General features: G+C 53.6%; 18 protein-coding genes. 7 read left to right on the top strand and 11 right to left on the bottom strand.

From position 1 onward, the window contains the following. Nucleotides 1–249 precede the first annotated feature (249 nt). Nucleotides 250–663 (bottom strand): nuclear transport factor 2 family protein, encoded by a 414-nt coding sequence (locus tag L2097_RS06570; RefSeq protein ID WP_250352414.1) that lies wholly within the window; start codon nt 661–663, stop codon nt 250–252. A 279-nt stretch (nt 664–942) separates the two neighbouring features. Here L2097_RS06570 and eitA point away from each other — a divergent pair, with 279 nt between their 5' ends. The 4 genes from eitA to L2097_RS06590 are packed head-to-tail and all read left to right on the top strand — an operon-like array spanning nt 943 to nt 4,989. Continuing rightward, nucleotides 943–1,941 carry a siderophore ABC transporter substrate-binding protein EitA gene (gene eitA, locus L2097_RS06575; RefSeq protein WP_250352415.1) on the top strand — a complete coding sequence of 333 codons (999 nt, stop codon included), beginning with the start codon at nt 943–945 and terminating at the stop codon, nt 1,939–1,941. Continuing rightward, complete coding sequence (locus L2097_RS06580) at nt 1,941–2,978, top strand: FecCD family ABC transporter permease (protein ID WP_047370316.1); 1,038 nt, start codon at nt 1,941–1,943, stop codon at nt 2,976–2,978. Before eitA ends, L2097_RS06580 begins: the two co-directional genes overlap by 1 nt. Then, nucleotides 2,978–3,739: a siderophore ABC transporter ATP-binding protein EitC gene (gene eitC, locus L2097_RS06585; protein ID WP_047370317.1), complete on the top strand. Its 762-nt coding sequence runs from the start codon at nt 2,978–2,980 to the stop codon at nt 3,737–3,739. Before L2097_RS06580 ends, eitC begins: the two co-directional genes overlap by 1 nt. Before the next feature lie 14 nt (nt 3,740–3,753). Further along, nucleotides 3,754–4,989, top strand: a complete 1,236-nt coding sequence (locus L2097_RS06590; protein ID WP_250352416.1) for an MDR family MFS transporter — start codon at nt 3,754–3,756, stop codon at nt 4,987–4,989. On the opposite strand, the gene L2097_RS06595 is transcribed toward L2097_RS06590, so the two are convergent. Continuing rightward, nucleotides 4,986–5,993 (bottom strand): GlxA family transcriptional regulator, encoded by a 1,008-nt coding sequence (locus tag L2097_RS06595; RefSeq protein WP_250352417.1) that lies wholly within the window; start codon nt 5,991–5,993, stop codon nt 4,986–4,988. The genes L2097_RS06590 and L2097_RS06595 overlap by 4 nt on opposite strands. Before the next feature lie 150 nt (nt 5,994–6,143). Between L2097_RS06595 and L2097_RS06600 the strand changes: the two genes are divergently transcribed. The 3 genes from L2097_RS06600 (at nt 6,144) to gap (ending at nt 9,146) form a co-directional block, all read left to right on the top strand. Then, nucleotides 6,144–6,887: an alpha/beta hydrolase gene (locus L2097_RS06600; RefSeq protein ID WP_502799306.1), complete on the top strand. Its 744-nt coding sequence runs from the start codon at nt 6,144–6,146 to the stop codon at nt 6,885–6,887. 188 nt (nt 6,888–7,075) lie between these two features. Then, a complete protein-coding gene (locus tag L2097_RS06605; RefSeq protein WP_085007741.1) occupies nt 7,076–8,056 on the top strand; it encodes a GlxA family transcriptional regulator in 981 nt (326 codons plus the stop codon). Between the two features lie 79 nt (nt 8,057–8,135). After that, nucleotides 8,136–9,146, top strand: coding sequence for a type I glyceraldehyde-3-phosphate dehydrogenase (gene gap / locus L2097_RS06610; protein ID WP_250352419.1), 1,011 nt, complete (start codon nt 8,136–8,138; stop codon nt 9,144–9,146). 57 nt (nt 9,147–9,203) lie between these two features. On the opposite strand, the gene L2097_RS06615 is transcribed toward gap, so the two are convergent. From L2097_RS06615 to gcvA, 9 genes are all read right to left on the bottom strand, one after another. Beyond that, a complete protein-coding gene (locus L2097_RS06615; protein ID WP_047370322.1) occupies nt 9,204–9,791 on the bottom strand; it encodes a cupin domain-containing protein in 588 nt (195 codons plus the stop codon). 56 nt (nt 9,792–9,847) lie between these two features. Beyond that, entirely contained in the window at nt 9,848–10,549 is a 702-nt protein-coding gene (locus tag L2097_RS06620) for a DUF1989 domain-containing protein (protein ID WP_047370323.1), read from the bottom strand. Continuing rightward, the gene (locus tag L2097_RS06625; RefSeq protein WP_250352420.1) at nt 10,546–11,799 is read right to left on the bottom strand and encodes a M20 family metallo-hydrolase; all 1,254 of its coding nucleotides are present in this window, start codon (nt 11,797–11,799) and stop codon (nt 10,546–10,548) included. The genes L2097_RS06620 and L2097_RS06625 overlap by 4 nt, the downstream gene beginning before the upstream one ends. Continuing rightward, complete coding sequence (locus L2097_RS06630) at nt 11,796–12,611, bottom strand: amino acid ABC transporter ATP-binding protein (protein ID WP_047370325.1); 816 nt, start codon at nt 12,609–12,611, stop codon at nt 11,796–11,798. The genes L2097_RS06625 and L2097_RS06630 overlap by 4 nt, the downstream gene beginning before the upstream one ends. 1 nt (nt 12,612) lies before the next feature. Next, nucleotides 12,613–13,254 carry an amino acid ABC transporter permease gene (locus tag L2097_RS06635; RefSeq protein WP_250352421.1) on the bottom strand — a complete coding sequence of 214 codons (642 nt, stop codon included), beginning with the start codon at nt 13,252–13,254 and terminating at the stop codon, nt 12,613–12,615. Continuing rightward, nucleotides 13,251–13,913: an amino acid ABC transporter permease gene (locus tag L2097_RS06640; protein ID WP_229220497.1), complete on the bottom strand. Its 663-nt coding sequence runs from the start codon at nt 13,911–13,913 to the stop codon at nt 13,251–13,253. The genes L2097_RS06635 and L2097_RS06640 overlap by 4 nt, the downstream gene beginning before the upstream one ends. Nucleotides 13,914–13,920: 7 nt before the next feature. Then, nucleotides 13,921–14,775 (bottom strand): transporter substrate-binding domain-containing protein, encoded by an 855-nt coding sequence (locus L2097_RS06645; protein ID WP_250352422.1) that lies wholly within the window; start codon nt 14,773–14,775, stop codon nt 13,921–13,923. 256 nt (nt 14,776–15,031) lie between these two features. After that, nucleotides 15,032–15,562 carry a GrpB family protein gene (locus L2097_RS06650; protein ID WP_250352423.1) on the bottom strand — a complete coding sequence of 177 codons (531 nt, stop codon included), beginning with the start codon at nt 15,560–15,562 and terminating at the stop codon, nt 15,032–15,034. Between the two features lie 63 nt (nt 15,563–15,625). After that, entirely contained in the window at nt 15,626–16,525 is a 900-nt protein-coding gene (gene gcvA, locus L2097_RS06655) for a transcriptional regulator GcvA (RefSeq protein WP_229220499.1), read from the bottom strand. Nucleotides 16,526–16,630 lie beyond the last annotated feature (105 nt).

Consider the following 16,630-nt stretch of genomic DNA (forward strand, 5'->3'; position numbering starts at 1 on the left):
TATGAAGAATATGTACTCTGTACCTAATACAAGAAACGGGAGGGAAGTTAGAAATTACTAAGACATTGATTTATCAGAACGTGTAATTGGCTTGTGAACTTATTTACCACTATAGTTAATTTAACATAATATACATTATGCGCACTGACATTAAATCAGACAGAATCCGGCTTTCTTTGGTCATCCTTGTCCTGTCCATTTCCGGCCTTTAATGCCGGTTTGCCAACACCATGACGCTGCCTTTACGTACTAGCTAAAGTCTCTGTCACTTGCGCTTGTTGTGTCAGGCATCTGCGGTGTTCCCTGATGAAATCGCATCTGCCAGTCAGTTGGTTCGTTTGTGCTCTTCACCCAAAGTGATGTTCGCAATGTCTGTCGACCGATGCCGCCTTGCTGGTCAACCGTATAACTCCGGTACGTTAATAACACGCACGTGTCATCCAGCACTGACAATGCAAAATCACTGGAATGAATTTCCTGACCGCTGGTTTCCACTATTAATGCACTGATGACATGCTCTCTGTCATATCGCTGGCCTGAACGACCAATTTCAAAAAAATCTTGATGCAGCAATTTTTCCAGTGATGACCTCTGACTTCGCGTTTCTCTATGATGGAGTTTCTGCTCGTTGTGCATGAGCAATGCCAGCAATTCTCTTGTCATCCCGATCTCCCTTATTCACTGTTCCAGGCCGAACCCGATGCGTTTCAGACCGGCAATCATGGCCTGTATTGGTGTTCTGATGGCCTAATCGCCGCGTATGAATTCTTGTGTGCTTTAATCCAAATTCTTAGTCCTTAAAAATGTATTAATAACAAATGATTACCATTACCGTTGACACCCTATCGTTGGCATTGTATAAAACCGCGCCTTGTTATTAATTCTCATTTACGTTTTTACCCGTTTCCGGCCAGGAAACTCGCTAACGAAGGATAGCGTTACATGAAAAAGGTCATCAGTGCTTTAGGATTGGTTTTCGCTTCGGTCAGTTCCGCGTTTGCTACCACCTACCCTGTCACCATCGAAAACTGCGGATACAAAGAAACATTCACCAAAGCGCCTGAGCGCGTCGTCGCGCTGGGTCAAAACACCGTTGAGATCCTTCTGTTGCTTGGCCTTGAGGATATCGTGGTTGCCAGCGCATTCTGGCCGACAAAAGTGTTGCCATCACTTGCGGAAAAAAACAGCAAAATCAAAAATCTGACCGTTGAAATCCCGACTCTGGAATCCATTCTCGCGCAAAATCCGGACTTTGTCCCTGCCCAGATCCCTTTATTACTGGGGCCAGAGAGCAAGGTCGCCAAACGCGAAGATCTCACCACTGTGGGTGTTAACAGCTATATGTCTCCCGGAATGTGCGCCACCAAAAAAGGCGTTGGCGATATGTACGGAAGCCGCCAGAAGCTGTGGGATATGAGCTTCCTTTACCAGGAAATCACGGATTTCGCGACTATTTTTAATGTTGAAGATCGCGGCAATGCGCTGATTGCGGATTTCAAAAAACGGGAAAATAATCTGCGTGCCGAGTTCAGTAAAAACAAAAAAGACCTCTCGTTTGTTTTCTGGTTCTCCAGTTCCTCCCCGTCTGCTGACGCCTATGTTGGTGGCAAGAACAGTGCGTCAGGATTTATCGCAAATGTCCTTGGCGGCCATAACGCCATTACCTCAGAGACCGAATGGCCAACGGTTGGCTGGGAAAGCATCATCGCCGCTAACCCCGATGTCATCGTGGTCTCCAGTCTTGACCGCAACCGCTGGGCACTGGATAACGCCGAAGAAAAAATCAAATTCCTGAAAAGCGATCCGGCGGTAAGTCAGCTTGATGCCGTTAAAAAAGGTCACATTGTCGTGATGGACGGCCAGGCGATGAACCCGACGATTCGTACCATTTATGGCGCTGAACAGATTGCCGAACAGCTCAGAAAAATGGGACTGAATTGATGAGTTGCGCAGTACAACAGGCCCGTCAGGGCCTGATACTCACCACATCGACGGTACTCGCGCTGATCCTTCTGTTGCTGGTAATTGCCACAGGCGTCAGTGTCGGCGAACTGTCCATTCCACTCAGCAGTGTGTTTTATGCGCTGACCAACAAAGCCGGACTCACCGAGGTGCCACTCAGCCGCATTCATGAAAGTGTGATTTGGGATTTCCGTCTGAGCCGTGCGCTGGTCGCGGCCTGCTGTGGTGCAGGGCTGGCGATTTGTGGTGCCGTTTTGCAAAGTCTGCTGAAAAATGCACTGGCAGAACCCTATGTACTGGGGGTATCGGCGGGCGCATCAACGGGTGCCGTGTCTGTCGTGGTCCTCGGCGTTGGTACTGGCGCTGTCTCCCTTTCTGCCGGCGCTTTTGCCGGCGCTTTTGCCGCTTTCGCTTTTGTCGCCTTTCTTACTAACGGCGCACGCGGCGGTAATGAGCGGACTATTCTGGCGGGCGTGGCGGCATCGCAACTTTTCAACGCGATCACGGCTTATACCATTAGCACCTCCGCCAGCGCACAACAGGCGCGGGATGTCATGTTCTGGCTGCTTGGCAGTTTTAGCGGCGTTCGCTGGCCGGAGTTTCAGCTGGCGCTGGTCGTCGTGCTGCTTGGCCTTGCGGTATGCCTTTTTTACTCCCGCGCGCTGGACGCCTTTACCTTTGGTGATGATGCCGCGGCATCCCTTGGCATCAATGTCCCTGTGGTTCGGTTGATCCTCTTTACAGCCACCGCGCTGATAACCGCCACCATTGTCAGTATGGCTGGATCGATAGGCTTTGTCGGTCTGGTTGTGCCGCATATGATGCGCTTCTTCTTTGGCCCGCTTCACCGTACGTTGCTGATTGCCAGTGCTCTGGCAGGCGCGATCCTGATGGTGCTTGCCGATATCGCCTCAAGGATGCTGATCGCGCCGCAGAGTTTGCCGGTAGGCGTGGTCACTGCGCTGGTTGGCGTCCCTTTCTTTGCCGTCATTATCTATCGTTCAAGGAATAAGTAATGAGCATCACTGCTGAAAACATTACCTGGAAGATAGCGAAGAAAACTATCGTGAATAATGTCTCACTGTCTGTCTCCAGGGGGCAAACGGTGGGATTACTTGGCCCGAACGGTTCAGGAAAATCCTCGTTACTGCGTATTCTTGCCGGTTTACGCCGACCGGATGCAGGTACGGTTACCCTGGATGGCAACAACATTGCCCGCTTACCTAAAAAGCAGCTTGCCCGTCGTATTGCCTTTGTCGAGCAACACGGGATGACCGAGTCCAATATGCGGGTTCGTGATGTGGTAAAACTGGGCCGCATTCCGCACCATTCAGCTTTCTCAGGCTGGACCTCCCATGATGATGAGACAGTAAACGCCGCCCTTGAGCGGGTTGATATGCTCGGAAAGAGCGATCAGGGATGGCTGAGTTTATCCGGCGGTGAACGTCAGCGCGTGCATATCGCCCGGGCACTGGCTCAGGTACCGAGCGAGATCCTCCTGGATGAGCCGACCAACCACCTGGATATTCATCACCAGCTGCAATTAATGAAGCTGATCAGTGAATTGCCGGTGACCAGTATTGTCGCTATTCACGATCTCAATCATGCTTCGATGTTCTGTGATGCATTGATTGTTATGCAACAGGGCCAGGTGATTGCCACAGGCACGCCGCAGGAGATTCTGACCGAAGCGTTACTCTGGGATGTCTTCCGGGTGAAAACGCGTATTGAGATCTCGGCGTTTCATGGCAAGAAGCATATTCACTTCCTTATCTGAATAAGACTCTCTGGATGCATTTACTCCGCCCCGCCACACATCTCTGGCCGCCCGTGTTACTGGGCAGCCAGTTTGTCTTCAATATCGGTTTTTACGCCGTCGTTCCCTTTCTGGCGATCTTTCTTCGTGATGACATGCTGCTTTCCGGCGGAATGATCGGCCTGATTCTGGGGTTAAGAACCTTTTCACAACAAGGCATGTTTATCGTTGGCGGTGCGCTCTCCGACCGATTCGGTGCCCGCAGCATTATCCTCTGCGGCTGCGTTATCCGGGTGGTGGGGTATCTGCTGTTGGCGCTGGGTGACAGCATCGCGCCCATTATTCTTGGCGCTTGCCTGACGGGCATCGGCGGCGCCCTTTTCTCTCCGTCCATAGAAGCCTTGCTGGCAAAGGCGGGCACGGACAGTGAGGCGAGCGGCAAGCGCAACCGCGCGGAATGGTTCGCGCTCTTTGCCGTTTGCGGCGAACTTGGCGCGGTGCTCGGTCCTGTTCTGGGTTCCGTCCTTGCCGGACTGGGATTTCGACAGGTAGCCCTGGCGGGGGCCGCAGTGTTTATCGTTGCGCTTGGCGTATTACATTTTTGCCTGCCACGTCATCCGCCGCGCCAGGCGGCGCTGCATATTACGCCATGGTGGACTACCTTTCGTCAGCCGCGATTTGTGGCGTTCATCATCGCCTACAGTTCATGGCTGTTGAGCTACAACCAGCTATACCTGGCTCTGCCGGTGGAGATTGCCCGCGCCGGCGGCAGCGAGAAGGATTTAGGCCCGTTGTTTATGCTGGCATCGGGGCTGGTTATTCTGTTTCAACTTCCCCTCGCCCGCTTTGCCCGGCGTGTTGGCGCAATACGAATATTGCCCTGTGGCTTTTTGCTGGTGTCCGCGTCATTTCTGAGCGTCGCCTTGTTCGCCGCATCGACGCCCCCGGACAGCTGGCTTCGCCTGTTGCCCGCCGCCTGTTTTGTTACACTGCTGACCATGGGGCAGATGTTACTGGTGCCCTCAGCAAAAGACATGATCCCACAGTTCGCCACGCCGTCCATGTTGGGTGCGCACTACGGCGCACTGGCAACCGCAGGTGGTATTGCGGTGCTGGCGGGCAATTTCCTGCTGGGCAGCCAGCTCGACCGGGCGTTAACGCCCTCCACCGATGCCATCTATCCCTGGTTGCAACTGGCGGTATTTCCATTATTAAGTGCCATTGCCCTGTTTTTTATCTGTCGATCCGGGCAGAAAAAAGAGAGACGTTAACGCTCCATGTCACCCGATCTATTTTTCACCCACTCTTTGTACATGCCGGGAGACATGCCCATTACGGAATTGAATGCACGCCGGAAAGCCGTTTCATCGTTGTAGCCGCATTCACTTGCTACCTGAGAAATCGTTTTGCCGCGATTTTCCAGCAGCATAGCCGCTGACTCGATACGTACGCGGGTAATAAAGTTTTTTGGACTTTCCTGCGTGAGTTCTGTCATTTTGCGATTGAGCGTTCTGGTTGTCATATTAAGCGATGCAGCAAGTTGCTCAACAGTCATCGATGGATCCTGGAAACGTACCAGATGTTCGGCTTTGATAAGTAACGGATGGCGTGAATGAAGAAAACCAGCGGGCGCATAAAGATGTTGGGATAGCGGCTGGCTATCAGCAACAGCCATATCAGCGGTCAGTTTTGCCATCTCATCACCCGCGTACCGCCTGACAATGTGTATCGCCAGATCCACCCATGAAAGCGGCCCGCCGGTGGTGATGATATTGTGGTCTTCCACCAGCGCTCTCCCCCAGACAGGTTTTGCCAGCGGATAACGTTCACGAAACGTGTGAAATAACCACCATGTCGTGGCACACATCCGCCCATTTAACAGCCCGGCTTCCGCCAGGACAAATCCACCCGCACAGGCACCAGCCACAGCACATCCCTGCTGATGTTGTGCTTTTACCCACCGCGCTGCATCGGTGATTGCTGCTTTGGAAAGCGGATATTTTTCTTTATCAAGACGCATACCGCTGGCAATGATCAGTGCGTATTTATCGCTCTCAAAAGATCCTTCACTCTCAATCTGCCTGCCCTGGGCGTCGATGACGGGTTGACCATCCGCCGTGACGATCTGCGCGCTAAAACCAGGTTCATTACCGACATCGCGATGACGCAGCGCCGGATTTTGCTCTGCCACCTGATTTGCCAGCCAGAACATATCTGACAATCCCGAAAGGGCCGATTTCATACTTCCCGGCACTGCGAGTAATGCAATTCGCATAATCAAATCCTGCTCATCCTAATGTCCGATTTTGCATGATACCTGTCATTAATGACACTTTATCGCGATCATGACGCGGAGTTACACTCTTTAAACATTATTTATGCGGATCGGGAATGCCCTGCTATGTCATTTTTTATCAATAAAATCATGCAATACACGTCACTCCTGCTCTGCCTCTTCGAAACAAGCGTTGACGCGCAGGAGTTAAATATCAAAAACATCGTTCTGGTTCATGGCGCATTTGCCGATGGTTCGAGTTGGTCTGCGGTGACCGCGCTACTGCAGGCCAAAGGTTATACCGTTACCGCAGTGCAAAACCCGCTGACCTCACTTACAGATGATGTGGCGGCCACAGAGCGCGTTCTGCAACGACAACACGGCGACGTACTGCTGGTTGGTCACTCCTGGGGAGGCGCCGTGATTACTCAGGCTGGCAATGCTGAAAATGTGAAAGGGCTTGTTTATCTGTCGGCCCTGGTGCCCGACAGCGGTGAATCCGTTAGCGATACTCTTACGCGCCTTAATGCCCCTATGAATGGGTTGCAGGCCGATAAGAATGGCTTGATTTGGCTGGATAACCCGGAGATGTTCCACAACGTGATGGCAAATGATCTGCCTGAACCTCAGGCGCGTTTACTTGCCGCAGCACAACAACCTATTGCGGCGAAAGCCTTCAGTGAAAAAGTTAATCTCGCCGCCTGGCATAATAAGCCGTCGTGGTATTTATTAACTGAAAATGACAATGCGCTTAAACCTGCCGTACAGAACTTATTAGCCCGGGAAGCTGGCGCTAATATCATCCGTGTTCCGTCAAGCCATATGTCAATGGTATCGCACCCGCAGGACGTTGCGGCGCTTATTGATAAAGCAGCACACAACATTAAACAGTGACCTTATACAGGTGTATTGATCATGAAAATCTTACCTGTTGATTTCAGGTTACGCAGCGCCAGCGCGATGTAAATAAGGCCACGGAAGAGATTCCGCATGTCAAAAGTGCGATCGACTGTTACCACAACAGTTTCCGCATTTACTCTCTCTGCCTTGACTTAAAATGTAATAGGTGTACTTTTCAGGACATGAAAACACTCCTGATAATCGTTCCTGATGGCGGCATGCTGTTTGAAGCCGCCGGTATCGCCGACATTCTGATGCAGGCTAATCGTCTGCACGCGGATGGCCTCTCACAACCGCGTTACCGCTTTACGCTCGCCACCACCCAACCTCACCAGGTCATCCACGGTCAATCGGGGTTGAACCTGCTCGCCGATAGCCGTTTGCATGAAATCGACCCGCGTGAGCCGTGGGATACCATCATGATTACCGGACGCGGCGAGGATGAATACGAAGGCACTGCGGTGGTCGACTGGCTACGCCTTGCTGCCCCCCATGCGCGACGGGTGGTCTCCATTTGCGGTGGCGCGATGTTGCTGGCCGAGGCGGGCTTGCTCAATGGACGAAGAGCAACCACCCACTGGCGACTGCTGGAAACCATGCAAACGCGCTTTCCTGAGATTACCCTCGAAGCCGGGCCTCTGTATGTTCAGGATGGGCCTGTCTGGACTTCTGGCGGTGTCAGTTCGGGCTTTGACCTGACGCTCGCGCTGGTTGAAGACGATTATGGCTTTAGCCTCGCGCTGGAGGTTGCCCAGAATATGGTGATGTATTTGCGCCGTCCCGGCGGGCAGCTCCAGTTCAGCCGTTACAATTTGCAGCAGGCCAGTAGCGTTGGCCCCATCCGTGACCTGCAAAGCTGGATCCTTGAGCATCTGGATGAGGATTTATCCGTCGATAAGCTGGCGGAGCGTGCGGCAATGAGTCCGCGCAATTTCACTCGGGTATTCACCCGTGAAACGGGAGCCCCGCCGGCGCGTTACGTTGCCGAGGCGCGCCTTGCCGCAGCACGTCATCGGTTGGAACAAACCAATGAGACGCTGGACAAGATTGCTGCTGAGACTGGCTTTGGCAGCAGTATCAATTTACGGCGGATTTTCGAACGCCAGTTGCACCTTACCCCCGGTGAATATCGTCAACGTTTCCATTGCCGCAAAATGGCGTAAAGTGATCCTTATTTGTCATTTACGCCAAACCGCTGGCGACCTACAGTGAACTCAGACATCAGATAAGAAGGAGTTCATCATGGTTAAGGTCGGTATTAACGGTTTTGGCAGGATCGGTCGCAACGTTTTACGTGTTGCACTGGGTGATAAAGAGATTCAGATTGTGGCAATTAACGATCTGACTGACAGCAAAACGCTGGCGCATCTGTTAAAACACGATTCACTCCTCGGCACCCTCCCCGTCCCCGTTGAATCAGGCGAAGGTCAGTTGATTGTCGGCGGGCAGCCCGTACGGGTCTTTAGCGAGCGCGATCCGGCAAATATTCCCTGGCGTGACGCTGGCGTCGACATTGTGATTGAAGCTACCGGCTTCTTTACCGATCGCGAAAAAGCGGCGGTCCATATCAGCAGCGGTGGTGCGAAACGCGTGATTATCTCCGCTCCGGGTAAAAATGATGACCTGACCATTGTTCTGGGGGTTAACGACCAGCACTACGACCCGGCCCGCCACTTCGTTGTGAGCAATGGTAGTTGCACCACCAATGGTCTGGCCCCGGCCGCCCAGGTGTTGCATCAGAATTTCGGTATTGAACACGGCCTGATGAATACCACGCACGCTTACACCAACAGCCAGGCCCTGCACGATCAGCCAGAGAAAGATCTGCGTGGGGCGCGTGCAGCGGCACTCTCTATTGTGCCGTATTCCAGTGGCGCGGCGAAAGCACTGGGGAAAGTGATCCCGGAACTGGATGGCCGCCTTACCGGGTATTCCTTACGTGTGCCTGTCCCGGTGGTGTCGATTGTCGACCTGACCGTGACGTTAAAACGCGATGTGACAGTCGAAGAAGTGAATGCGGCGTTCCGCAAAGCTGCCGAAGCGGGTCCGCTGAAAGGGATTCTCGGTTACAGTGACGAACCGCTGGTCTCCAGCGACTATCAGGGCGACCCGCGCTCGTCCATTATTGATGGCCTCTCCACCTTGGTGATTGGCGGCAATCTGGTGAAAATTCTTGCCTGGTACGACAACGAATGGGGCTTCTCTAACCGCCTGGTTGACCTTGCGAAAAAAATGGCACAACGCGGATTGTAATAACACCCGCCAGAACGAAACCACGCTGCGGCGTGGTTTTTTCGTCTTATCGCGCGATTAGAACGTGACCGGGGTATTCACCCACAGCACTCTGGCGACCACAGTGCCGGTATTGCGGTAGCCATGCGGGATCTGGCTCGGGAAATAGAACGAATCCCCCTGCGCCAGAGTCCAGACATCGTCTCCCAGACGCAGTTCCAGCTCACCTTCCAGCACATAACCCATCTCTTCGCCATGGTGTTCAATCAGTCCATCACTGGCGACGCCCGGCTCGATAATATGAATGTTGCCCTGCAGTAAACCGCCTTTGTGATGCCAGGTCAGGTTCTCCAGTTCAATGCCGCCTTTTTTACTGCGTTGTAAAAACCGCTTACGGTTTCGCTGTTCAGGTTTCAGTACGGGTTGATCGGCTGTCCAGTCATCGGCCATCAGGTCGGCAATACTGGTCTCCAGCGCTTTTGCCAGACGGTGCAACATCGCCAGCGATGGCGAAGCGGCATCATTTTCCAGTTTGGATAACAGACTTTCCGAGCATTCCACTTTTTGTGCAAGCTGCTTGAGGGTCATTTCTTGCACCAGGCGGGCGTGACGCAGCCGCATGCCCAGCGGCGTTCCGGTAGATTTGTTGTCAGCGTTTTTTTTCATCTGTCTGCTTCATTAAAGTCTGCCAGGGCTGCGTTACGCAGGCCTGGCAAGAAAAATCATCCCACAACGACGAATTGGATCTCTTTCGGTGAGCAGCCATTAATCGGCACGATGTCCTGTGGACAGGCAGACATGACGACCACGCAATCCAGCTCGGCACGAATCTCTACATAATCACCTGCTTTACTGACAGTGGGCAACCAGGAAATGGAATAATCAGGATTTACCGGCGTGTTCATCCATAAATTAAGCGGTTGCGGTACTTCACGGGCGCGCAGACCAATCGCATTGAGTGCCATACGCATATTATCGGCGCAACTGTCGTGGTACTCCGTAATCCCCATATTGGTATAACGGTACAGATCGCAGGCGGCAATCAGCGTGTCATGTACGCCTGGCGAAGTATCCGTCAGTAGCGTGGCAATGGCGCGACGTTGGTTGGTCACCAGCACATCACCTGGCTGTGGGATGATTTTGTCGATAAAGGCCCGGGTATGCTCCATTGAGGCAAATTCGCTGAGATCGCTGCTGTTAAAAAACCAGGTATCGCACACCTGGCTTCCTGGGGTGTTGATTACCTTAATGACCTGCCCTTTTTTCAGCAAAACGGCGCGTCCGCAGCGTGGCGGGATGGTATACAGCTCATTTAACACTGGCGCGCCATCGACTGAAATCGGGGATGTTGCCGTCGGGTTGATCCCCAGCGCATCGCCATTGTCTTTCTCGCAGCAGGTTGGATAGTGTGCAGTTGCAGTCATGATGTCACTCCTTTAAATGATTGGGATAGCTCAGTCAGCGCGCAGGCCAGCGTACGGGCACCTGCCGCCAGTGAGCGAGGATCGGTATATTCAGCCGGGTTATGGCTAATGCCTTGATGGCTGGGGACAAAAAGCATACTGGTCGGACAAAGTTCGGCCAGATACATGGCGTCGTGAAACGCACCCGACAGCAGTGTCGTATGCGCGATATCCAGCGCTTCTCCGGCCTCTTGCAGAATGTGATTAATACGCGCGTCAAAGGTGACCGGCGCTTTATTTAATAGCGGCTCAACGGTGACATGTTCACTCGAAAGCGAGCGCATCAGCGCGTCGAGCTGCGCCAGCTTCTCTGTCGATGGATGACGGAAATCGAGGGTAAAACGCACGCATGACGGAATGGTGTTGATGGCATTCGGCGTGACCTGCCAGCGACCAAAGGTCAGACGCAACGCGTCATCTGTTGCATCCCCCATTGCCTGCTCAATGTGAACAAGCTGTTGCCGGGCCAGGGTCATCGCATCCTGGCGCAGCGTCATCGGTGTGGTCCCGGCATGGGCCGATACCCCATGGCAGGTCACCTGATACCAGCGCACACCCTGAATGCCTTTGACGATGGCCAGCGGCAAATTGCGGTTTTCGAGCACCGGGCCTTGCTCAATATGCAACTCAAGGAAGCAGGCCATCTCGCGGTCCGGTCGCAATGGAATTGCCGCAAAGCGCGTCTGATGCTGTGCCAGCGCATCGCGAAACAAGACGCCATCCACGCCCATTGCGCCAAGATGGTCGGATAATTTCCCGGGGTTAACAAAAGCACTGGACCCCATCGCTCCAGGCGCAAAGCGGCTGCCCTCTTCGTTAGTCCAGATAACCACTTCAACCGGACGTTCAGTGACAACCTGCGCGTCATTGAGCGCTTTCAGGCATACCAGCCCGGCTATTACACCGTAACAGCCATCGTAATTGCCGCCGGACGGTTGCGTATCAATATGGCTGCCGGTGACGACGGGCGAAACGGCTAATCGTCCCGGACGACGGAAAAATAAATTAGCGGCGGCGTCACGGTATATTTCACAACCGAGTTCACGAGCGAGATCAATAAGCCAGGCCCGTGCATCAAGTTCCACCTCACTTAATGCCTGGCGATCGACGCCGCCATCCGCTAACTTGCCAAATTCGGCCAACTGCGCCAGCAGATGGTTCAGCCAGTCTTCATCCAGCTGTCGGGCGACCTGTAGACTCGTTTCCCTCATGGTAACTTCTCCAGTTCTTCGACTTGCAGTGGACGACGAAACAGCGGTGCGAGAAAGTTTTTCAGGCGCTCGCTTTTCGGCTGCGTGAACATCTGTCGCGGCGTACCGCTTTCAAGAATGTGGCCGTCAGCCATAAACACCAGCCGTGACGAGATATGGGCGGCGAACGCCATCTCATGGGTGACCATCACCATGGTCATGCCCTGCCCGGCAAGGCTTCGAATGACATCCAGCACCTCTTCCACCCGCTCCGGATCGAGCGCCGAGGTGGGCTCATCAAGCAGCAATAGCTCAGGATTGAGCGCGAGCGCGCGGGCAATGCCTGTGCGCTGCTGCTGACCACCGGACAGACGCACCGGCCAGTCATCGGCTTTTTGCGCCATGCCGACGCGATCCAGCGCGGCCATCGCCGCCGCTTTTGCCGCCTGCCGTGACATCTTTTTGCCCAGCACCAGCGGTGCGGCGACATTTTCCTGCACCGTCATGTGAGGCCAGAGATTGAACTGCTGGAACACCATCGAGAGTGGCTTACGCACCTCGGCAATCAGGCTGGCGCTGTCGACATGGGCCGGGCCGCGCTGTGTGCCGGAATACCCGAGCAGTTGCCCTTTAATCAGCACGTCGCCTTTGTCGTACGCGTCGAGAAAATTCATGCAGCGAAGCGCAGTAGTTTTTCCGGAACCGGATGGGCCAATCAGGGTGACTATCTCGCCATGATCGACACGTAAATTGATGTCATTCAGCACCACATGGTTTGCGAATGACTTGCCTACATGGCGCATTTCGAGCACCGGCGCAGAGGTATTGCTCATATTATTCTCCGGTTCGTAGTACATGACTCAGTGTTCTTACGCCCAGACTGACGCCCTGTGCCAGCAGCCAGTAACTGATGATCAGCAGGGCGTAAGGCAAGACATAGCTGTAGGTATTGGCGACAATCTGACTCGTCGTCATGGTCAATTCCGGGACGGTGATGATTGACGCGATGGCGCTCTCTTTAATAGTCAGAATGAACTGGTTGCCTAACAGCGGCAGCGCAAAACGAACGGCCTGCGGTGTCTGGATATGCCAGAAACAGCGCACCGTCGAGATGTTGTTGGCCAGCGCCGCTTCGCGTTGTCCCGGTGAGATGCTGTTCCACGCGGCGCGGAAAATTTCTCCGAAATAGGCGGCGCTATACAGCATCAGCGACAGCAGTGTGGCTTCAACCGCGCTCAGCATGATGCCGAGAGACGGCAGGCCAAAGTAGATGACGGCCAGCTGTGCCAAAAACGGGGTCCCCCGGACAGCCCACACATAAACACGCCACAGGCGAAACGCCAGACCACGTTTGCCGCAGAGTCCGTTCAAGGCAAAGCCCAGCAGCATGCCGCCGAACGCGGCACACAAACTTAGCCACAGAGTCACACCCAGCGCCTGAATATACGCTGGCAGGTATTGCATGAGTTCGGTCATCGTTGTTCCCTCTGCCAGTGCCGTTCCGCCTGGCGGCCCAACAGCGCCAGCAGACTAGTCAGCAGTAAATAGACCAGGGCGACAGCCAGATAGACCTGTAGCGGTTGGTAAGTGGATGACGCCAGTTGCTGGCCCACGCGCATCAGATCGGTCAGCGCGATAACCGACACCACCGCCGATGCTTTGATCACATCAATCAGTTCGGAAATCAGCGACGGCAACGTTGCCCGGACAACCTGCGGCACCTGAATACGCCACAAAATTTGCCGTGGACTCAGCCCACAAATCGCCGCGGCCTCCAGTTGCCCCGGGTGAATACTGGCGAAACCACTGCTGAGGATTTGCGATTGATATGCGGCCGTGTTCAGCGTTAAGGCCAGCGCGGCGGCCACAAAGCCAGGAATATCGAGACCCAACTGCGAGGGCAAATAAAAGCAGAGCAGCAACTGCGCCAGCACCGGCGTGCCCCGGAAAAGACTGACCCATCCATGGGCCATCGTGCGGTAAATCCGTAACGGACTTGTTGACATCTGCCAGACGCCAATACCCACCAGAAAACCAGCGACCATCGCCGTCAGGGACAGCGCTGTCGACGTGAGCGCCCCCTGCGTCAGCATGGGAAGCCAGTGGATAAAGCTCGCGATAAAATCCGTCATCATTGACTGCTCACAGCGCCGGTTCAGGCATTTCTGTTGCCGGTACAGTCATCGTGAAGCCGAACCACTTCTGCTGCAGCGCCTTCATGGTGCCGTCGCGGTTGGCTTCGATAATACCGTCGCTGATAAGCTTAACCAGCGAGGCGCTGTCAGCATCTTTACGCCCTACCCAACCAAAGAAGGTTTGCGGCCCGATCATTTCCGGGAGCGTGGCAAACACGCCCGGACGGGTTTTAATCAGCGGACCCAGGTTTGAAAGCGACTGGGCGACCCCGTCAAGACGGCGAGAGGCCAGATCGGCGTAAGCTTCATCAAAGGCCACATACTGTTTGATCTCTTTAATGCCCGGTTTGCCGCTGGCGCGCAGCACCTGGTCGAAGGATTGCAGTACCTGCAACTGACCGGAACCGGCCTGCGATCCCACGACTTTGCCGCTCAGGTCATCCGGGGTTTTGATCGCGTCGTCTCCCGCCCTTTTGAGCAGGGCAACAGTAGATTCCGCTATCGGGGCGGTAAAGCCAAAGTGCTCAATACGCTGTTTATTGACGGTAACGGCAGTGACCACAAAATCGAATTTCTTCGCATCCAGCCCCGGCAGGATGCCCTGGAAAGGCAGATCCAGCTGTTTCACTTTCACGCCGGGCAGGGATTTCGCAAGGATGTGGTTCATCAGGTCAACGTCGTAGCCGACGATTTTTCCGTTATCGACATATTCAAAGGGGGCATATCGTGCTTCGGTGGCAACAGATATCTCTTTGGCCTCTTTGACTCTTGCAAGCAGATCGGCGCTGAACGCCGAAGAGCAAAAAAGACTGGCAGATATCAGTGTCAGACAGGCGGGTAAAGTCAAACGGGTCAGTGTCATGGCATGCTCTCTGAAAGTGATTTGAACGTTAGTAAAGTTACTTGAACGATATTAGAGAGGCATGAAACGTGCCAACTGGGTGAGCAGCGACGATGAATTTCATATTTTATTGAAAAATAAGCGATATCTTACAAGTGAGTGTAACAATTGCGATCCCTGTCGGCTATCAGGGATCGGCATGTGCACATTTGGCGTGCATGGGCATGGTGCTTTTGCTGCTTAAAAAGAGTGCAATGTGCGTTATCGATAACCTGAATCAGCCCGGCTGACGATGTGATTTTTCCCGTAACGCCAGCGCTTCATGGCGCTGTATGAAGTCATTTTTGAGCTGGCTGTAGCGCTCAGACAGGTTTCCACTGTGTTCTGCTGCCTCGCGTTTTACCCTTTCGTATTCCTGAGCGATATCGCTGTGCTGGCGCAAATAATCACGAAATGCCAGATGTCGTAGCGTGTGCTGGCTGCCCAGCTCAAAGGCATGAAGATGATGAGTTCGTTGATTCTCGCCTTTGACAAAATAGCGCCTGCCCGGAATACCATACTCACCTCGTGGCGTGTAGCCCGCCTGGCGCAGGGTGTCGTTATATTTATCCAGCAGATGTAGCGAGGGCACTTCCAGCAGGATATCGATGATGGGTTTTGCCGCAAGGCCGGGAACGGCGGTACTGCCAATATGGTGGATAGCGACAGGTATATCTGATAACACGCGTTGTAATAATAACGCTTCTTTCTGATAGCGCTCGGGCCAGGTGGGATCACTTTGCTCGATAGAAATACGGCGTCCGGTCATCTTGTTCCCCTTAAGAGATACAACGGTTTCCTGCCTGATGGTGAAGACTGGGTTGCTGGTCTTTCAGGATGAATATTCATTGCTCTCCGCACTGGCGGTGGAGACAATCCAGTCGCGGAATTTGCGACTCATCTTTTGCAACAGCGCCGATTCGTCATAGACCAGATAATAGGCCAGCAGCGAATCAATGGCGATGCGCAACGGATTGATCAACAGCCCTTTTTTCAATTCATCACGAATAAGCGTACTCCGAATAAGCGCAATGCCTTTCCCGGCAATCGCCGCTTCCAGTACGCCATTCGAGTCGACAAATACCGGCCCTTTTTCCTCAATGGCATGTGCAATACCGGCGGCCTTAAACCAGACGGCCCAGTCCATGCGATGTTCATCGTGCAGCAGGGTGAATTGGGTCAGGTCCAGCAGCGAGGTCAGTGTTTGCCCTTCGGGAATAAGCGTTGGGCTGCATACCGGAAGAAGACGATCGTTGATCAGACATTCGGCCTCCAGGCCCGGATAGCCTCCGGCACCGTGTCTGATGGCAAAATCAATCCCTTCGGTTAACAGATCCACCTGACGATTAGTGGTACTGATTTGTACCTCAACGCCGGGATTTTGCTTTTCGAACGCGGGCAGGCGCGGCAGCAGCCATTGAATAGCAAAACCACTGGTACAACTGACGGTAATGCTGTTTTGCTTCTCGTCGTCCATCAGACGCTGTGTGGCTTCGGATATCTGGTCAAATGCCGGACGGATAGCACGCAGATAAATACGCCCTTCTGTCGTCAATTCCAGCGCCCGCGCGCCTCGAATGAACAAGCGTGAATGCAGCATCTCTTCGAGTTTGGACACTTGTTGGCTCACGGCACTCGGCGTCACGCATAACTCCTCGGCGGCCCGCTTAACACTCATGTGTCTTGCCGCAGATTCAAAGCACATAAGCGCATGTAAAGGTGGCAATTTCATCGTCGCGTCAATTCCATGATTTAGGAAAACTTAATTATAGAAGAAATCCTTGCTTGTCATGTCCCGGGCTTACGTTTTAGTTTTTTTGCCACCTGCTGACGAAAC

This window comes from Citrobacter sp. MNAZ 1397 (genome assembly GCF_023613995.1).
In the GTDB taxonomy this organism is placed as follows: Bacteria; Pseudomonadota; Gammaproteobacteria; order Enterobacterales; family Enterobacteriaceae; genus Phytobacter; species Phytobacter ursingii.